Below are 17,819 nucleotides of genomic sequence, written 5' to 3'. Positions count from 1 at the left end.
CATGCTCGCCGACCTCACGGCCGGCGCTCTCGAGGACGCCCGGACGCGAGAAGCGGTGCGTCCGCTCTCGGATGTCGAACGCGCCGCGCTCGCACGTCCCGCCGCCCTCTCAGCGCTCACGGCCCTGGCGCCCACAGACAGCGTGCGGATCATCGCCGAAGTCAAGCGCGCGAGTCCCTCGCGCGGTGACCTCGCCGAGATCCCCGACCCCGCTCACCTCGCGGCCCTCTACGAACGCGGCGGCGCATCGGCGATCTCGGTCCTTACCGAGCAGCGCCGGTTCAAAGGCAGCCTGGACGACCTCGAGGCAGTTCGCGCGACGGTTACTGTTCCGGTGCTCCGCAAGGATTTCATCTCCACCGAGTATCAGGTGTTCGAGGCCCGAGCAGCCGGCGCCGACATCGTTCTTCTCATCGTCGCGGCTCTCGACCAGCCCCTGATCACGCGGCTTCTACACCTGACGGAAGAGCTCGGGATGACGGCTCTTGTCGAAACGCACTCGCTGGACGAGGTGCACCGCGCTGCCGACATCGGTGCCCGACTGGTCGGGGTCAATGCACGCGACCTCTCCACGTTCGAGCTTGACCGCGACCTGTTCGGACGCCTGCGCGCGTCGATCCCCGCGGATGCGATAGCCGTCGCCGAGTCCGCCGTGCTCGCGCCCGCCGACGTCACCCACTACCGGGCTGCCGGCGCGGATGTCGTGCTCATCGGCGAGGCGCTGGTGACCGGCGACCCCGTCGCGACCCTCACAACGTTTCTGGAGGCAGGATCATGACGACGAGCCTGCGCGATCAGCGCGGCCCCTTCTTCGGCGACTTCGGCGGGCGTTTCATGCCCGAGTCACTGATCGCCGCGATCGACGAGCTCACCGCGGAGTATGAAGCGGCCCGCGTCGACCCGGCTTTCCAGGCCGAGTTCCGCCGTCTGCTGAACTCGTATGCGGGGAGGCCGTCCGCCCTCACCGAGGTGCCCCGGTTCGCCGAGCACACCGGCGCCGGCCGGGTCTTCCTCAAACGGGAAGACCTGAACCACACCGGTTCCCACAAGATCAACAATGTGCTGGGGCAGGCACTTCTCACGCAGCGACTGGGCAAGACGCGCGTCATCGCCGAAACCGGCGCAGGGCAGCATGGCGTCGCGACAGCCACGGCGGCCGCGCTGTTCGGCTTCGAGTGCACCGTCTACATGGGAGAGGTCGACACGCAGCGCCAGGCACTCAACGTGGCGCGCATGCGGCTGCTCGGCGCCGAGGTCATCCCCGTCACCACGGGCTCGCGGACCTTGAAGGATGCCATCAACGAGGCCTACCGCGACTGGGTAGCGAGCGTTGAGACCACGAACTACATTTTCGGGACTGCCGCCGGCCCGCACCCCTTCCCCGCGATGGTCCGCGACTTCCAGAAGGTCATCGGCGAGGAGGCGCGCGAGCAGCTCCTCGACGAGATCGGGCGGTTGCCCGACGCCGTCTTCGCGTGCGTCGGAGGTGGCTCGAACGCCATCGGCATGTTCGACGCGTTCCTCGATGACGAGGGTGTCGCCCTCTACGGCGTCGAAGCCGCCGGTGACGGCGTAGACACGCCCCGACACGCAGCATCCATTGAGCGGGGAACGCCCGGGATCTTGCACGGGGCGAAGACCTTCGTTCTGCAGGACGAAGACGGCCAGACCGTCGAGTCACACTCCATCTCGGCCGGTCTGGACTATCCCGGGGTCGGCCCCGAGCACGCCTGGCTCGCTGACATCGGGCGGGCGCACTATATTCCGGCCACGGATGCCGAGGCGATGGAAGCGCTGCGTTTGCTGTCGCGCACGGAGGGCATCATCCCGCGATCGAGTCAGCGCACGCTCTCGCGGGCGCCCTGCGTCTTGGTCGCGAGCTCGGCCCAGACTCGGTGCTCGCGATCTCGCTCTCGGGCCGCGGAGACAAAGACATGGATACTGCTGCGCGGTGGTTCGAACTGTACGACGAGGGGGCCCAGGCGTGAGCGCCGTCGCCGCCGCGATCGACGCTGCCCACGCCCAGGGGCGCGGCGCTCTCATCGGCTACCTCCCGATCGGATACCCCGACCTGGAAACGAGTATCGAGGCCGCGGTGACGCTCGCGGAAGCCGGGGTCGACATCCTCGAACTCGGTCCGCCGTACTCAGACCCCGTAATGGATGGCCCGGTGATCCAGGAGGCCACGAATGCGGCACTGGAAGCGGGCTTCCGGATGCGCGACACCTTCACAGCTGTGCGTGAGGTGACAGCGCGCACCGACATCCCCGCCCTCGTAATGACGTATTGGAACCCCGTGGTCCAGTACGGGGTCTCTCGCTACGCCGATGATCTCCGCGCCGCCGGCGGCGCCGGACTGATCACGCCGGATATCACCCCCGATGCTGCAGCCGACTGGCTCGCCGAGAGCGCACGCACCGGCCTTGACCGCGTGTTTCTTGCAGCCCCGAGTTCGACCGATGACCGTCTCGCCATGATCGTGCGCGAGACGACGGGCTTCGTCTACACGGTCTCGACCATGGGGATCACGGGGGAGCGGGCGCAGCTGGATGCCGCTGCTCGCGCTCTGGTCGCACGACTGCGGGAGCACGGCGCCGAGCGCGCGTGCGTCGGAATCGGCGTCTCGAACGCCGACCACGTGCGCAGCGTGCTCGAATACGCTGACGGCGCGATCGTCGGCACGGCGCTCGTGCGCGCGCTGCGCGACGGCGGTCTCGACGGGCTGGCGGCGGCTGCGCGGGAGCTCGTCGCGGGTACCGTCCGCGGATAAGCGCAGCGCGATCGAACTAGACTCACGTCGTCGGCCCTCCGGCCGGCGCCCGACCAACTGAGGACGATCGATATGATCACCGCTTCCCAGAACGTCCTGACCAGCATCCCGAGCCCGGGTATCAGTTCGTTCCCCGTGGGCCCGTTCACGATCCACTTCTACGCGCTGTGCATCATCGCGGGCATCATCGTCGCGGTCCTGCTCACGAACTACCGGCTGACCAAGCGCGGTGCCGAGAACTGGATCGTCATCGACATCGCGCTCCTCGCGGTGCCCCTCGCGATCATCGTCGCTCGGATCTACCACGTCGTCACCCACCCCGGCTTCTACTTTGGCGAGGGAGCCGACATCTGGGCCATCTTCCGCATCTGGGAGGGTGGTATCGCCATCTATGGCGCGCTGATCGGCGGAGCGGTGGGCGCCTGGCTCGGATGCCGCTGGACCGGCATCCGATTCTGGTCATTCGCCGACGCATTGGCGCCAGGTCTGATCATTGCGCAGGCCATGGGACGCCTCGGAAACTGGTTCAACCACGAGCTGTTCGGCCTTCCCACCGACCTTCCGTGGGGACTGGAGATCGAGTCCACCAACCCGGCCTTCCCGCCGGGTCTTGCCCCGGGCACTCTCTTCCACCCGACGTTCCTGTACGAGATGATCTGGAACCTTCTGGGAGCTGCCGTCCTCCTGTGGGCGGGCCGCCGTTTCGTGCTGCAGTGGGGCCGTCTGTTCGGTCTCTACCTCATCTGGTACAGCGCCGGCCGCATCGTGTGGGAGTCCATTCGGATCGATCCGAGCGAAATCTTCCTCGGTATCCGCACCAACGTCTGGGCCGCGATCTTCGGGGTTCTCATCGGCCTCGCGATCATGATCGTCCAGAAGCGCCGCCATCCCGGGCGGGAGCCCTCGCCGTACGTTCCCGGTCGCGAGCGCGCCGCGAAAGGCACTGTACAATCGCAGGACACTCCCGACTTCGTCGACGTCAGCGAACCACCGGCCCCCGAAGTCACCGCCGGCAGCGCCACAAGCACCCCTCGGCCGCAGTGATCTGATCACCGGAGTAGTACCCCGATCACCGCGTACACCACACACAGCCGGGCCGACGTCGTCCCATCTTGAGCATCAACGTGAGGACGGTAGGAATGGCATCGAGCCCCCGTCGCATCGCCACCGGCGAGACCGGCTTCCCCGCCAAGCAGGGGATGTACAACCCTGACTTCGAACGGGATGCGTGTGGCCTGGCCATGGTCGCGACCCTTCGTGGGGAGCCCGGTCACGACATCATCGACCTCGCCCTGACGGCGCTGCGCAACCTCGAGCACCGCGGTGCGATCGGCTCTGATGCCGGCACCGGCGATGGCGCCGGCATCCTCACGCAGATGCCGGATGCTTTCCTGCGCGCCGTCGTGGGCTTCGACCTCCCGCCGATGGGGGAGTACGCCGCGGGCATGGTGTTCCTGCCGCTGGACCACGAAGCCCGCGCCGAGCAGAAGGCCGGCATCGAGCGCATCGCGGCCAGCGAGAACCTCGAGGTGCTCGGCTGGCGTGAGGTGCCGACCGAGGACGAGAACCTCGGCAAGCTCGCGTTCGACGCGCGTCCCGCCTTCGAGCAGCTCTTCGTCTCCCGTCCCGCGGTCGGCGACGCTCCGGCTCTGTCGGGAATCGCGCTGGACCGCCGCACCTACCGGCTCCGCAAGCGCAGCCGCACCGAGCTCGGCGCGTACTTCGTGTCTCTCTCGGCGCGCACGCTCGGCTACAAGGGCATGGTCACGACGCTGCAGTTGGAGCCGTTCTACCCTGACCTGCAGGACGAGCGGTTCGCATCCGAGCTCGCCGTCGTCCACTCGCGCTACTCGACGAACACCTTCCCCTCGTGGCGCCTGGCGCAGCCGCTGCGCATGCTCGCGCACAACGGCGAGATCAACACCGTCAACGGCAACCGCAACTGGATGCGGGCACGCCAGTCCCAGCTCGAGTCCGAGCTGATCGGCGACATCCGTCCGCTGCTTCCCATCTGCACCGACGGTGCGAGCGACTCGGCATCCTTCGACGAGGTGCTCGAACTGCTCACGCTGACCGGGCGGAGCCTGCCCCACGCCATCATGATGATGGTTCCCGAGGCCTACGAGAAGCAGGTCGGTCTCGACCCAGCGTTGCGGGCGTTCTACGACTACCACGCGATCCAGATGGAGCCCTGGGACGGCCCCGCCGCGCTCATCTTCACCGACGGCACGCTGGTCGGTGCGACGCTGGACCGCAACGGCCTGCGTCCGGGCCGCTGGACCGAAACCACCGACGGCCTGGTCGTCATCGGCAGCGAGACCGGCGTCCTGGACTTCGCTCCCGAGCGCATCAAGCGCCGCGGGCGACTGCGCCCCGGGCGCATGTTCCTCGTGGACACGGCGCAGCGCCGGATCATCGAGGACGACGAGATCAAACACGATCTGGCAACGATGCAGCCCTGGCAGGAGTGGCTCGACGCCGGGCGGGTGCGCTTGTCGGAGCTGCCCGAGCGCGAGCACATCGTGCACCCGATCGCATCGATCACCCGCCGTCAGCGCACGTTCGGCTACACGGAGGAAGAGGTCCGCATCCTGCTGACCCCCATGGGGCAGAAGGGCGCCGAGCCGCTCGGCGCCATGGGAAGTGACACCCCGGTGGCCGTCCTCAGCGATCGTCCGCGGCTCCTGTTCGACTACTTCACGCAGCAGTTCGCGCAGGTGACCAACCCGCCCCTGGACTCGATCCGTGAAGAGGTCGTGACCTCGCTCTCGCTCGGAATCGGGCCGGAGCGTAACCTGCTGGGCTGGGGTCCGAGCCACTCGCGCACCGTGACCCTCGACTTCCCGGTCATCGACAACGACGAGCTCGCGAAGATCCAGCACATCGACACGGCAGTACCCGGCCGTTCGTCCGTGACGATCCGCGGTCTGTACCGGGTCGAAGCAGGCCACAAGGGCATGCAGAAGCGCATCGCGCAGATGTGCAGCGAGGTCGATCAGGCTATCGAGGACGGTGCCGAGTACATCGTGCTCAGCGACCGCGACTCGAACAAGGACCTCGCGCCGATTCCCTCGCTCCTGATGGTCGCAGCCATCCACCACCACCTGATCAGGCGTGAGACGCGCATGAAGGTGGGCCTGGTGGTCGAGGCCGGCGATGTGCGGGAAGTCCACCACGTCGCGACGCTGCTCGGCTACGGCGCATCGGCGGTAAACCCCTACCTCGCGATGGAGACCGTCGAGTACCTGGTGCGCGCCGGCTACATCAGCGGCCTCACGCCCGAGAAGGCTGTCAAGAACCTGATCTACGCGCTCGGCAAGGGCGTTTTGAAGATCATGTCGAAGATGGGCATTTCCACGGTTTCCTCCTACGCCGGCGCCCAGGTCTTCGAGGCCGTCGGTCTGTCGCAGGAGTTCGTGGATGCCTACTTCACCGGCACCGAGACGAAGCTCGGCGGTGTCGGGCTCGACGTCATCGCCGCCGAAAACCGGTCACGGCACGCGTACGCGTACCCCGAAGACGAGGCAGAACGCGCGCACGAGCGCCTCTGGACCGGAGGCGAGTACCAGTGGCGTCGCGATGGTTCGCCGCACCTGTTCAACCCCGAGACCGTCTTCCGTCTGCAGCATTCGACGCGGACTCGCCGGTACGACGTCTTCCGCGAATACACCAAGCTGGTCGATGACCAGGCCAGTGAGCTGAAGACCCTGCGCGGCCTCTTCCGCCTGCGCACCGGCGTTCGCCGACCCGTGCCGATCGACGAGGTCGAACCGGTCTCCGCGATCGTGAAGCGGTTCTCGACGGGAGCCATGAGCTACGGCTCCATCTCGAAGGAAGCGCACGAGACGCTCGCGATCGCGATGAACCGGATTGGCGGCAAGTCCAACACCGGTGAAGGCGGCGAGGATGTCGATCGCCTGCTCGACCCGGAACGCCGCAGCGCCATCAAGCAGGTGGCCTCGGGTCGGTTCGGTGTGACGAGTCTGTATCTCACCGAGGCAGACGACATTCAGATCAAGCTCGCGCAGGGAGCAAAGCCCGGAGAGGGCGGCCAGCTCCCGCCGACCAAGGTCTATCCGTGGGTTGCCCGCACGCGGCACGCCACCGCGGGGGTCGGACTCATCTCTCCGCCGCCGCACCACGACATCTACTCGATCGAAGACCTCAAGCAGCTGATCTTCGATCTCAAGCGCGCAAACCCCGAAGCCCGGGTCCACGTCAAGCTGGTCAGCCAGTCGGGCATCGGTGCCGTGGCAGCGGGTACTGCCAAGGCGCTGGCCGACGTCATCCTGGTTTCGGGTCACGATGGCGGCACCGGGGCGAGCCCACTCAACTCGCTCAAGCACGCCGGTACCCCCTGGGAGCTCGGGCTCGCCGAGACGCAGCAGACCCTGATGCTCAACGGAATGCGCGATCGGGTGGTCGTGCAGGTGGACGGCCAGATCAAGACCGGACGCGACGTCATCATCGGCGCCCTGCTGGGTGCCGAAGAGTTCGGTTTCGCCACCGCACCGCTGGTCGTCTCCGGATGCATCATGATGCGCGTGTGCCACCTGGACACCTGTCCGGTCGGCGTCGCCACGCAGAACCCGGTCCTGCGATCGCGGTTCACCGGCAAGCCGGAGTTCGTCGAGACGTTCATGGAGTTCATCGCCCAAGAGGTGCGGGAGTACCTGGCAGAGCTCGGCTTCCGCTCCCTCGACGAGGCCATCGGTCACCACGAGGTGCTCGACACGAACCGGGCTATCGCGCACTGGAAGGCAAGCGGCATGGATCTGACCCCCGTGCTGGAGGGTCCCGCCTTTGCCGACGACGAGCCGCGCCGTAACCTGCGCCCGCAGAACCACGAGCTGGACGAGCATTTCGACGTCCCGATCATCGAGCGCGCGCAGGATGTCATCGCACACGGTGGTGAGATCACGATCGATCTGCCGGTGCGCAACACGGCGCGGGCCGTCGGTACTCTCCTCGGTCACCATGTGACCAAGGCGCAGGGTCAGAACGGACTTCCGGCTGGTTCCATCACGATCAACCTCACCGGTTCGGCCGGCCAGTCCTTCGGCGCGTTCATGCCGGCGGGCATCACGCTCCGGTTGACGGGAGACTCGAACGACTACGTCGGCAAGGGACTCTCGGGCGGTCAGATCGTCATCCGGCCCCCGGAAGATGCCACGTTCGATGCATCGCAGAACGTCATCGCCGGCAACGTCATCGGCTATGGCGCAACGCAAGGCACGCTCTTCCTGCGCGGCGTGGTCGGTGAGCGTTTCTTCGTCCGCAACTCCGGAGCGACAGCTGTCGTCGAAGGCGTCGGCGACCATGCGCTGGAGTACATGACCGGTGGACTTGCCGTCATCCTCGGGCCGACGGGTCGTAACCTGGGCGCCGGGATGTCCGGCGGAACCGCCTACGTCTACCGGCTCAACTCCGATCTTGTGAACCGGGAAGCGCTGGCAACCGGCGAGCTGGAGCTGGGCCCGCTGGGCTCAGCGGATGCCGAGATGTTGCGGGACCTGCTCGAGCAGCATGTCGAACAGACCGGGTCTGCTCTTGCCGCGGACTTCCTCGCACGCTTCGACGAGGAGGTCGCCAACTTCGTCCGCGTCGTTCCCCGTGACTACGCCGCCGTGCTGCGCACGCGGCAGGAAGCTGTTGACGAAGGACTCGACCCCGACGGCGATGTCGTCTGGACCCGCATCCTGGAGGTGACCGGTGGCTGATCCCAAGGGCTTTCTGAAGGTGACGGAACGGGAGCTTCCCGCGCGCCGTCCCGTGCCGGTGCGCATCATGGACTGGAAAGAGGTCTATGAGCCCGGCGACAACGCCGTACTGCGCCGACAGGCGGGTCGATGCATGGACTGCGGCATCCCGTTCTGCCACCAGGGATGCCCCCTGGGCAACCTCATCCCGGAGTGGAACGACCTCACCTGGCGGGGGAGGGTCGAGCTGCGATCGACCGCCTGCACGCGACGAACAACTTCCCCGAGTTCACGGGTCGGCTGTGCCCCGCGCCGTGCGAGAGCGCGTGCGTCCTGGGGATCAACCAGCCCGCGGTGACCATCAAGCAGGTGGAGGTCTCGATCATCGATCAGGCCTTCGCGAGCGGTTGGGTCGAGCCCAAGCCGCCGGGCCGGCTGACGGGCAAGACCGTGGCCGTGGTCGGCTCGGGCCCCGCGGGCCTGGCCGCCGCGCAGCAGCTCACGCGAGCGGGCCACACCGTTGCGGTCTACGAGCGCGATGACCGCATCGGCGGGCTGCTGCGCTACGGCATCCCGGACTTCAAGATGGAGAAGCGGCACCTCGAGTCGCGGCTTCGCCAGATGCAGGACGAGGGAACCCGGTTCCGCGCGGGCGTGAACATCGGCACCGACATCAGCTGGGATGCGCTTCGCGCCCGGTATGACGCGGTCGTCGTTGCGACCGGTGCGACAGTTCCGCGTGATCTCCCGATCCCGGGACGAGACCTCGCCGGAGTTCACTTCGCGATGGAGTACCTCGTCGAGTCGAACCACGCCGTCGCGGGGGATGCCGTGGCCAATCAGATCACGGCGGAAGGCAAGCACGTCATCGTGATCGGCGGTGGTGACACCGGTGCGGACTGCATCGGAACGGCACACCGCCAGGGTGCGCTGAGCGTCACGAACCTCGCGATCGGTCGCCGCCCTCCCGAGGCGCGCCCCGATGCCCAGCCGTGGCCGATGGCCCCGACGCTCTTCGAGGTGCAGTCGGCACACGAGGAGGGTGGCGAACGCATGTACCTGGCCTCCACCGTCGAGTTCCTCGGCAACGACGCGGGCGAAGTGCAGTACCTGCGCCTCGCCGAGACCGAGTTCGTCGACGGTCGACGCGTCCCCAAGAGCGGCACCGAGCGCGAGATCCCCGCCGACCTCGTACTCATCGCTATGGGGTTCACCGGACCGGAGCGGTTGCTTCTCGAAGAACAGCTCGGCACCAGATTCACCGATCGTGGCAACGTTGCCCGTGAGGACGATTACCAGACGACGCATCCGGGGGTGTTCGTTGCCGGTGACGCCGGCCGCGGCCAGTCTCTGATCGTCTGGGCAATCGCCGAAGGACGCGCGGCCGCTGCAGCGGTGGATCGATATCTGATGGGTGAAACGGAGCTTCCGTCTCCTGTTAACCCCACGGATGTCGCCATCGGTATGGCGCACGCGTAGGCTGGGCCCGGCCCCTGCCTGTACCCGCAGGCCTTCTGCCTGCATCACGCAAACAACGGAGCACACTCGGATGAGACGCGCGAAGATCGTCGCAACCTTGGGCCCGGCAACCTCGACGTACGAGATGGTTCGAGCCATCATCGACGCCGGCGTTGACGTCGCCCGCTTCAACCTTTCCCACGGCGATTACTCGGTACACGAGAACAATTTCGCCAATGTCCGCAAGGCAGCCGACGACGCACAGCGCGCCGTCGCGGTCCTGGTGGACCTGCAGGGACCCAAGATCCGCCTCGGGAAGTTCGAGAACGGCCCGCACGAACTCGCGCCGGGTGACATCTTCAAGATCACCATCGAGGACATCCTGGGCACCAAGGACATCGTTTCGACGACGTTCAAGGGGCTGCCCACGGACGTGAAGCCGGGCGACTTCCTCTTGATCGACGACGGCAAGGTGCGCGTCAAAGTCATCGACACCGACGGCACGGTCGTGACCACCGAAGTCATCGTCGGTGGGCCCGTTTCCAACAACAAGGGCATCAACCTGCCCGGCGTCGCGGTCAACGTTCCCGCGCTCTCCGACAAGGACGAGGCTGACCTGCGCTGGGGTATGCGCACCGGCGCCGACCTCATCGCCCTCTCGTTCGTGCGAGACGCCAAGGACGTGCAGCGTGTTCACGTGATCATGGCCGAGGAGGGGCGCCGAGTCCCGGTCATCGCCAAGATCGAGAAGCCGCAGGCCGTCGACAATCTCGAGGAGATCATCGACGCCTTCGACGGGATCATGGTCGCCCGTGGTGACCTCGGTGTCGAGCTTCCCCTGGAGGCCGTGCCGATCGTGCAGAAGCGCGCGGTCGAGCTCTGCCGCGCCATGGCCAAGCCCGTGATCGTCGCGACGCAGATGCTCGAATCGATGATCAACAACCCGGTTCCCACCCGCGCTGAAACCAGCGACGTCGCCAACGCCGTCCTGGATGGCGCCGACGCAGTGATGCTCTCGGGCGAAACGAGTGTCGGGGATTACCCCGTGGTGGTCGTGCAGACGATGGCTCGCATCATCGAGTCCACGGAAGAGCACGGGCTCGAGCGCATCGCGCCGATCCACACCAAGCCGCGCACGCAGGGCGGCATCATCACGCTCGCAGCCAATGAGGTCGCAGACTTCGTCGAGGCGAAGTTCCTCTGCGTCTTCACAGAGTCGGGGAACTCGGCTCGCCGTCTTTCGCGTCTGCGACCGAAGATCCCCATGCTGGCCTTCGCACCCGACCCTGCGATCCGACGTCGCATGGCGGTCACCTGGGGCATCCAGTCGACCCTCGTGGAGCACGTGTCCCACACCGACCGGATGTTCATTCAGGTCGATGACTACCTGCTCGCCAACGACCTGGCACAGGTCGGAGACAAGGTCGTCGTGATCTCGGGTTCCCCTCCCGGGATCGAAGGCACCACGAACGACATCCGCATTCACAACGTCGGAGACGCCGTGCACGGGAAGGCGCCGGCGTACCAGAACGCGGGCTGATCGCACGACACACGAAAGGGTCGCGCCCAGCACTAGGCTGAGCGCGACCCTTTCGCATTCGGAGGTAGCCGTGCTCGGCATCTGGGACATCTTCTGGTTCGCGCTCGTGATGTTCTACATCGCGGCCTACATCTACGTCGTCGCGCTGATCATCATCGATCTGTTCCGCGACCACACCCTGGCGGGCGGCTGGAAAGCGCTCTGGATCGTCTTCCTGGTGCTCGTGCCCTTCCTGACAGCCCTCGTGTACGTGATCGCGCGCGGCCGCGGTATGGCTGCGCGTGCGAGCCTCCGTCGCGGTGTCGTTCCCGAGACCGATGAGTACCACCCCGCTGCTTCGGCGAACCCGTCCGCCGAGATCGAGCGCGCGAAGGCGCTGCTGGATGCCGGCACGATCTCGCAGGGCGAGTTCGACGCACTCAAGAGCAAGGCCCTCGGAAACCAGTTCTTCGGCGCCTGAGCCGCGCCATCGTGACCTGTGAAAGGCCGCAACCCTGACGGGTCGCGGCCTTTCACACGTGCCGGTGGTGGGAGTCGTCCCCACGGCCACTCCACGCGCCGCTGCGCAGCGCGCGGAGCCTCCGACCGCGTGGGCCCACCCACACTGTGCGTTCTTCCCAAGCCGCGCCATCATGACCTGTGAAAGGCCGCAACCCTGACGGGTCGCGGCCTTTCACACGTGCCGGTGGTGGGAGTCGAACCCACACGCCCGTTCGGGCAACCGATTTTGAGTCGGTCGCGTCTGCCATTCCGCCACACCGGCCGGGCACGTCCGCATTGACGATACCGTAGGATTCAAAGGTGACAGAGCAAGAACAGGCCGCTACGTCCGCCTCCCAGACCCCCCGCCGCGTCGTCGTGGCGGAAGATGAGTCCCTCATCCGACTCGACATCGTCGAGATCCTTCGCGACAACGGGTTCGACGTCGTCGGTGAAGCCGGGGACGGGGAAAGCGCAGTCCAGCTCGCGACCGAGCTCCGGCCCGACCTCGTCATCATGGACGTCAAGATGCCCCAGCTCGACGGCATCTCCGCAGCCGAGAAGCTCAACAAGAACAACATCGCTCCGGTCGTGTTGCTCACGGCGTTCAGCCAGAAGGAGCTGGTCGAGCGCGCGAGCGAAGCCGGTGCCCTCGCATACGTCGTCAAGCCCTTCACGCCGAACGATCTGCTTCCCGCGATCGAGATCGCCCTCGCCCGCCACGAGCAGATCCTGACCCTCGAGGCCGAAGTGGCCGACATGGTCGAACGGTTCGAGACGCGCAAGCTCGTGGACCGGGCCAAGGGCCTGCTCAACGAGAAGATGGGGCTCTCCGAGCCGGAGGCCTTCCGCTGGATTCAGAAGGCTTCGATGGACCGCCGGCTCACGATGCAGGACGTCGCCAAGGCGATCATCGAGCAGCTGGCACCGAAGAAGGCCTAAAGCTCCGCGGTCGGTGGCCCGGTGAGCGAACTCACGCCTGCGGGCGCGTGAGCTCTTCGGGGAGCGGCACATCCTTGATGAGGTTCGTGATCCGGATGGTGGAACAGCGCCGTCCCTGATCATCGGTCACGACGATCTCGTGCACGGTCATGCTTCGTCCCAGGTGCACGGGCGTGCACACGCCCGTCACAAGACCGGACCGCGCCGACCGCGTGTGCGTCGCGTTGATATCGACGCCGACGGCGAGGCGCCCAGCACCAGCCCACAGGTTCGCAGACATCGACCCGAGCGACTCACCGAGCACGACGTATGCGCCGCCATGCATGAGGCCAATGGGTTGCGTGTTGCCCTCGACGGGCATCGTCGCGACCGACCGCTCGACGGTGAACTCGAGGAACTCCATCCCCATCTTTTCGGCCAGCGTTCCCATGCCTCGTCGCGCCGCCCACTCCATGCCGTTGACGTCTGCTGGATGCTGCGTGCTCATGACCACCTTCGCGGAGAGTGCTGTCGGATGCCGTGGGTAGGCTGACAGAGTGACGGACTCCTCGAAGCCTACCCTCCTGGTTGTTGACGGCCATTCGCTGGCATTCCGGGCGTTTTTCGCGCTCCCCGTCGAGAACTTCACGACGAAAGACGGGCAGCACACGAACGGGATCTACGGGTTCTTGTCCATGTTCGTGAACCTCCTGAAGGCCGAAAAGCCCACCCACGTCGCTGTCGCGTTCGATACCTCACGGCAGTCGTTCCGCACCCGTGAGTATGCCGAATACAAGGCCAATCGGGCGGAGACGCCGAAGGAGTTCCAGGGCCAGATCCCGCTGCTGCAGGACTGCCTGCGCGCCATGAACATCACGGTTCTTCAGAAGGAAGACATCGAAGCCGACGACATCCTCGCGACACTCGCCACCCGCGGTGCTGACGCGGGCTATAACGTTCTCGTCTGCTCGGGCGACCGCGACACGATTCAGCTCGTCGATGAGCGCACGACGCTGCTCTACCCGAGCGTCCAGGGCGTCTCACAGCTCAAGCGCTACGACCCCGAGACCGTGCGCGAGCGCTACGGCGTGCCCCCCGAGCAATACCCCGACATTGCTGCGCTCGTCGGCGAGACCAGCGACAACCTCCCGGGCGTGCCCAAGGTGGGGGAGAAGACCGCGGTGAAGTGGCTGACGCAGTTCGGCTCCCTCGACGAGCTGCTCGAGAACGCGGATCGTGTCACGGGCGTGGTCGGAAACAACCTGCGGGAACACCTCGATGATGTCAAGCGCAACCGGGCGCTGAATCGGCTCCTGCGGGATGTCGAACTGCCCGTCGCACCTGACGATCTCGCCGTCACAGCTATAGACGCGCAGGAGGTTCGCGACATCTTCGCGCGTCTCGAGTTCCGCACGCTTCTGCCGAGGGTCTTCGAGGCACTCGGTGGGGAAGAGCCCGTGGCATCCGCACCCACGGTCGCGGTTCCCGGTGCCGCCGAGCTAGAGCCGGGTGCTCTGGCGGCCTGGCTCGCCAGCGGTTCGGGCGAGGTCGCGATCACCGTCGTCCCTGTCGCGGGAACGCCGAGTTCTGCCTCGATACCCGCGCGTCTCGGTTTTGCGCGCGAGAGCGATGTGGTGGAGACGAGCTGGACCGACGAGTCAGTCGCGCACCTGGCGCCCTGGTTCTCGTCGGACAGCCCGAAGGTGTTCGCCGACGCGAAGCCGCAGGTCAAGATGTTGCGCCGCGCGGGCCTTGCGGTGGGCGGAGTCACGTTCGACACGGCGCTGGCCGGGTGGCTGCTGCGACCGAGCTTCCCCGACAAGACCCTCGCCGATCTCGTGGATCGCTACCTGGGGGAGAGGCTCCCGGAAGCCGATCCGACGCAACTGATCCCCGAAACCGAGGGCGCGACCCCGGGTCAGCTCTCGTGGTTCACGCTGCGCGTCGCAACCGCGCTTCGTGCCGAGCTTCCCGACGCCCTCGCGGGTGTCCTGCGCGATATCGAACTACCGACGCTCGATGCGCTCGTCGACATGGAGCTGGACGGGGTCGCGGTTTCGCACGACACCCTCGCGGGGTTCTCCGCTGAGCTGGGCGCCCGTGCTGATGCGATCGCCACCGACGCGTTCGCCACGATCGGCCGCGAAGTCAACCTCGGGTCGCCGAAGCAGCTGCAAGAGGTGCTGTTCGAAGAGCTCGGGCTCCCAAAGACACGCAAAACCAAGACCGGCTACTCCACGGATGCGGCGGTCCTCGCCGATCTGCAGGAAACCAACCCCCACCCGTTCTTGGGGCTGCTCCTCCAGCACCGCGAAGCGACGAAGCTGCGCCAGATCATCGAGTCGCTCGATGCGGCCATCGGCGCCGACGGCCGCATCCACACGACGTACGTGCAAACCGGCAGCCAGACCGGACGACTCTCGAGTACCGATCCCAACCTGCAGAACATTCCCATCCGCACCGACGACAGCCGCCGCATCCGTTCCGCTTTCGTTGTCGGCGATGGCTACGAGACACTCCTGACGGCTGACTACTCGCAGATCGAGATGCGCATCATGGCGCACCTGTCTGAGGATCCTGGGCTCATCGAAGCCTTCAACTCCGGCGAGGACCTGCATCGGTTCGTCGGCGCTCGCGTGTTCGGGGTGGACCCCGCAGACGTCACTCCCCAGATGCGCACAAAGGTCAAAGCCATGTCGTACGGCCTCGTCTACGGGCTCTCGGCGTTCGGGCTGTCGAAGCAGTTGCGTATCGAGCAGGCCGAGGCCAAGCAGCTCATGATGGAGTACTTCGCGCGATTCGGTGCGGTGCGCGACTACCTGCGCGCATCCGTGGAGAAGGCTCGGATCGACGGGTACACCGAGACGATCTTCGGTCGCCGTCGCCCATTCCCCGACCTCACCAGTCCCAACCGTGTGCTTCGCGAGAACGCTGAGCGTGCGGCCCTCAACGCGCCGATCCAAGGCAGCGCTGCCGACATCATGAAGATCGCGCTCTTCCGGATCCACCAGGACCTTCGCGACAGCGACCTCCGGTCGCGCGTGCTGCTGCAGATCCACGATGAGCTCGTCGTTGAAGTTGCGCCAGGGGAGTGGGAGCAGGCCGAGACGATCGTGCGGGCACGAATGGCCGACGCGGCCACGCTGTCCGTGCCGCTGGATGTCGAAGTGGGCCGTGGCGGCGACTGGAACCAAGCCGGGCACTGACAGCTCGTTCTGACTAGGCTCGATCGCATGACTGAAGCCCCTCGATCTGCCACGCCCATCGACGCGATCGCAGACGCGTGGGTCGATACGCTCGCCGAGCGCGTCCCCACCCTTGCCACCTACATCGGTCGTTCTGAGCACAACGCGCGTTACGGCGACTACTCGCCCGCGGGCGCTGACGCGCTTGCCGACGAGGCCCGTCAGACCCTAGCCGCGCTCGGCCGCGCCGAGCCTGTCGACGACATCGATCGCGTCACCAAGGCTGACCTCACGCGTGAGCTGGAACTCGATCTCGAACTCCACGACGCCCGGTGGCACCTGCGTGACCTGAACGTCATCGCCTCGCCGCCCCAGGACATCCGCGCGGTCTTCGACCTGATGCCCACCGAGACGGCCGAGGACTGGTCCGTCATCGCGACGCGACTGGGAGCGATCCCAGACGCGGTTCGGAGCTACATTGAGACGCTCCGAGCCGGGGTCTCGGAAGGCACAGTCCCTGCTCGGCGGCAGGTGCACGAGGTCGTCACGCAGATCGGTCGCTACACCAGCGACCGCGGTTTCTTCGCGGAGTTCGCCGCGGAGGCAGCGCCCGCGGACGGGCAGCTCCCGGCATCCCTCGCGCGCGACCTGTCCAATGCCGCCGGCGCCGCGCGTGTTGCGTATGAGGAGCTCGCCGATGTGCTCGCGGCCGAGGTCGCTCCCGTTGCCCCCGAACAGGACGGCGTCGGTCGAGATCTCTACGCGCTGCACTCGCGACGCTTCCTCGGCGCAACCGTCGACCTCGATGAAACCTACGAGTGGGGCATCGAGGAGCTCGCGCGCATGGTCGCCGAACAGGAAGAGATCGCCGACGAGATCCTCCCGGGAGCAAGCGTCGAAGAGGCCGTCGCGTTTCTCGAGAAGGATCCGGCGCGCAAGCTCCACGGCACCGAGGCTCTGCAGGCGTGGATGCAGCGGACCAGCGATCACGCCGTCGCCGAGCTCGGCAAGACCCACTTCGACATTCCCGAGCCCATCCGCACGTTGGAGTGCATGATCGCGCCGACCAGAGAGGGCGGGATCTACTACACCGGTCCGACCGACGACTTCTCGCGTCCCGGCCGTATGTGGTGGTCGGTTCCCGAGGGCGTCGATGAGTTCGACACCTGGCGCGAGCTGACGACCGTGTACCACGAGGGCGTCCCGGGCCACCACCTGCAGATCGCGCAGGCGGTCTACAACCGCGCCCAGCTGAACTCCTGGCGGCGTCTGCTGGCGGGCACGTCGGGTCACGCCGAGGGCTGGGCACTGTACGCAGAGCGACTGATGCAGCAACTCGGCTACCTCGATGACCCCGCCGACCGGCTCGGCATGCTCGATGGGCAGCGGATGCGGGCTGCCCGCGTCGTCCTCGACATCGGCGTGCACCTCGGCAAGCCCCGTCTGGATGGCGACGGTGTGTGGGATCACGACTACGCCCTCGCCTTCATGCGCCGCAATGTCAACATGTCGGACGAGTTCATTCAGTTCGAAGTCAACCGCTACCTCGGCTGGCCGGGCCAAGCCCCCTCGTACAAGGTGGGGCAGCGTATCTGGGAGCAGCTGCGTGACACGGTCGCCGAGAAGGAGGGCGACTCCTTCGACATCAAGGCGTTCCACAAGCGAGCCCTCGATATCGGCGGCGTCGGTCTCGACACACTTCGCGCGGCTGTGGTTGGTTGAGGCTCCGGAATAGCGCGCGGACGTCGATGGTTCTATGCATGTGC

At 66.5% G+C, this 17,819-nt stretch carries 10 protein-coding genes, 1 tRNA gene and 2 pseudogenes; 11 read left to right on the top strand and 2 right to left on the bottom strand.

Annotated elements, in window-relative coordinates; genetic code table 11:
- Window position 1 precedes the first annotated feature (1 nt).
- From trpC to IT882_RS07455, 8 genes and pseudogenes are all read left to right on the top strand, one after another.
- Entirely contained in the window at window positions 2-778 is a 777-nt protein-coding gene (gene trpC, locus IT882_RS07490; RefSeq protein WP_195693817.1) for an indole-3-glycerol phosphate synthase TrpC, read from the top strand.
- Window positions 775-1,988: pseudogene (gene trpB / locus IT882_RS07485) on the top strand (tryptophan synthase subunit beta). The gene trpC and the pseudogene trpB overlap by 4 nt, the downstream one beginning before the upstream one ends.
- Window positions 1,985-2,770, top strand: coding sequence for a tryptophan synthase subunit alpha (gene trpA / locus IT882_RS07480; RefSeq protein WP_195693815.1), 786 nt, complete (start codon window positions 1,985-1,987; stop codon window positions 2,768-2,770). The pseudogene trpB and the gene trpA overlap by 4 nt, the downstream one beginning before the upstream one ends.
- Before the next feature lie 72 nt (window positions 2,771-2,842).
- A complete protein-coding gene (lgt, locus tag IT882_RS07475; protein WP_195693813.1) occupies window positions 2,843-3,814 on the top strand; it encodes a prolipoprotein diacylglyceryl transferase in 972 nt (323 codons plus the stop codon).
- Between the two features lie 95 nt (window positions 3,815-3,909).
- Complete coding sequence (gene gltB / locus IT882_RS07470; RefSeq protein WP_195693811.1) at window positions 3,910-8,490, top strand: glutamate synthase large subunit; 4,581 nt, start codon at window positions 3,910-3,912, stop codon at window positions 8,488-8,490.
- A pseudogene (locus tag IT882_RS07465) lies at window positions 8,483-9,948 on the top strand (glutamate synthase subunit beta). The gene gltB and the pseudogene IT882_RS07465 overlap by 8 nt, the downstream one beginning before the upstream one ends.
- A 70-nt stretch (window positions 9,949-10,018) precedes the next feature.
- The gene (gene pyk, locus IT882_RS07460) at window positions 10,019-11,467 is read left to right on the top strand and encodes a pyruvate kinase (RefSeq protein WP_195693810.1); all 1,449 of its coding nucleotides are present in this window, start codon (window positions 10,019-10,021) and stop codon (window positions 11,465-11,467) included.
- Between the two features lie 109 nt (window positions 11,468-11,576).
- Window positions 11,577-11,927, top strand: coding sequence for an SHOCT domain-containing protein (locus IT882_RS07455; RefSeq protein WP_195694190.1), 351 nt, complete (start codon window positions 11,577-11,579; stop codon window positions 11,925-11,927).
- A 220-nt stretch (window positions 11,928-12,147) separates the two neighbouring features.
- Here the strand turns inward: IT882_RS07455 and IT882_RS07450 are convergent.
- Window positions 12,148-12,230 (bottom strand) — tRNA-Leu (locus IT882_RS07450).
- A gap of 38 nt (window positions 12,231-12,268) precedes the next feature.
- On the opposite strand from IT882_RS07450, the gene IT882_RS07445 reads away from it, so the two are divergent.
- Window positions 12,269-12,889, top strand: a complete 621-nt coding sequence (locus tag IT882_RS07445) for an ANTAR domain-containing response regulator (protein WP_195693808.1) — start codon at window positions 12,269-12,271, stop codon at window positions 12,887-12,889.
- A gap of 31 nt (window positions 12,890-12,920) precedes the next feature.
- Here IT882_RS07445 and IT882_RS07440 read toward each other — a convergent pair whose 3' ends face one another.
- Window positions 12,921-13,376 carry a hotdog fold thioesterase gene (locus tag IT882_RS07440; RefSeq protein ID WP_195693806.1) on the bottom strand — a complete coding sequence of 152 codons (456 nt, stop codon included), beginning with the start codon at window positions 13,374-13,376 and terminating at the stop codon, window positions 12,921-12,923.
- A 49-nt stretch (window positions 13,377-13,425) separates the two neighbouring features.
- Between IT882_RS07440 and polA the strand changes: the two genes are divergently transcribed.
- Together polA and IT882_RS07430 are read left to right on the top strand one after the other, a co-directional pair.
- Window positions 13,426-16,074, top strand: a complete 2,649-nt coding sequence (gene polA / locus IT882_RS07435) for a DNA polymerase I (RefSeq protein WP_195693804.1) — start codon at window positions 13,426-13,428, stop codon at window positions 16,072-16,074.
- 27 nt (window positions 16,075-16,101) lie between these two features.
- Window positions 16,102-17,775, top strand: a complete 1,674-nt coding sequence (locus IT882_RS07430) for a DUF885 domain-containing protein (RefSeq protein ID WP_195693803.1) — start codon at window positions 16,102-16,104, stop codon at window positions 17,773-17,775.
- The last annotated feature ends 44 nt before the right edge of the window (window positions 17,776-17,819 follow it).

Origin of the sequence: Microbacterium schleiferi (genome assembly GCF_015565955.1) — a bacterium.
Lineage (GTDB): Bacteria > Actinomycetota > Actinomycetes > Actinomycetales > Microbacteriaceae > Microbacterium > Microbacterium schleiferi_A.
The sequence above is the reverse complement of the archived record's forward strand: the minus strand, read 5'-3'. Positions and strand labels throughout refer to the sequence as shown.

What these genes read in the sequence shown, in the direction of transcription:
- gltB (WP_195693811.1), top strand. Translation starts at nt 3,910, where the DNA reads ATGGCATCGAGCCCCCGTCGCATCGCCACCGGCGAGACCGGCTTCCCC.
- trpC (WP_195693817.1), top strand. Translation starts at nt 2, where the DNA reads ATGCTCGCCGACCTCACGGCCGGCGCTCTCGAGGACGCCCGGACGCGA.
- IT882_RS07455 (WP_195694190.1), top strand. Translation starts at nt 11,577, where the DNA reads ATGTTCTACATCGCGGCCTACATCTACGTCGTCGCGCTGATCATCATC.
- pyk (WP_195693810.1), top strand. Translation starts at nt 10,019, where the DNA reads ATGAGACGCGCGAAGATCGTCGCAACCTTGGGCCCGGCAACCTCGACG.
- IT882_RS07430 (WP_195693803.1), top strand. Translation starts at nt 16,102, where the DNA reads ATGACTGAAGCCCCTCGATCTGCCACGCCCATCGACGCGATCGCAGAC.
- lgt (WP_195693813.1), top strand. Translation starts at nt 2,843, where the DNA reads ATGATCACCGCTTCCCAGAACGTCCTGACCAGCATCCCGAGCCCGGGT.
- IT882_RS07440 (WP_195693806.1), bottom strand. Translation starts at nt 13,376, where the DNA reads ATGAGCACGCAGCATCCAGCAGACGTCAACGGCATGGAGTGGGCGGCG.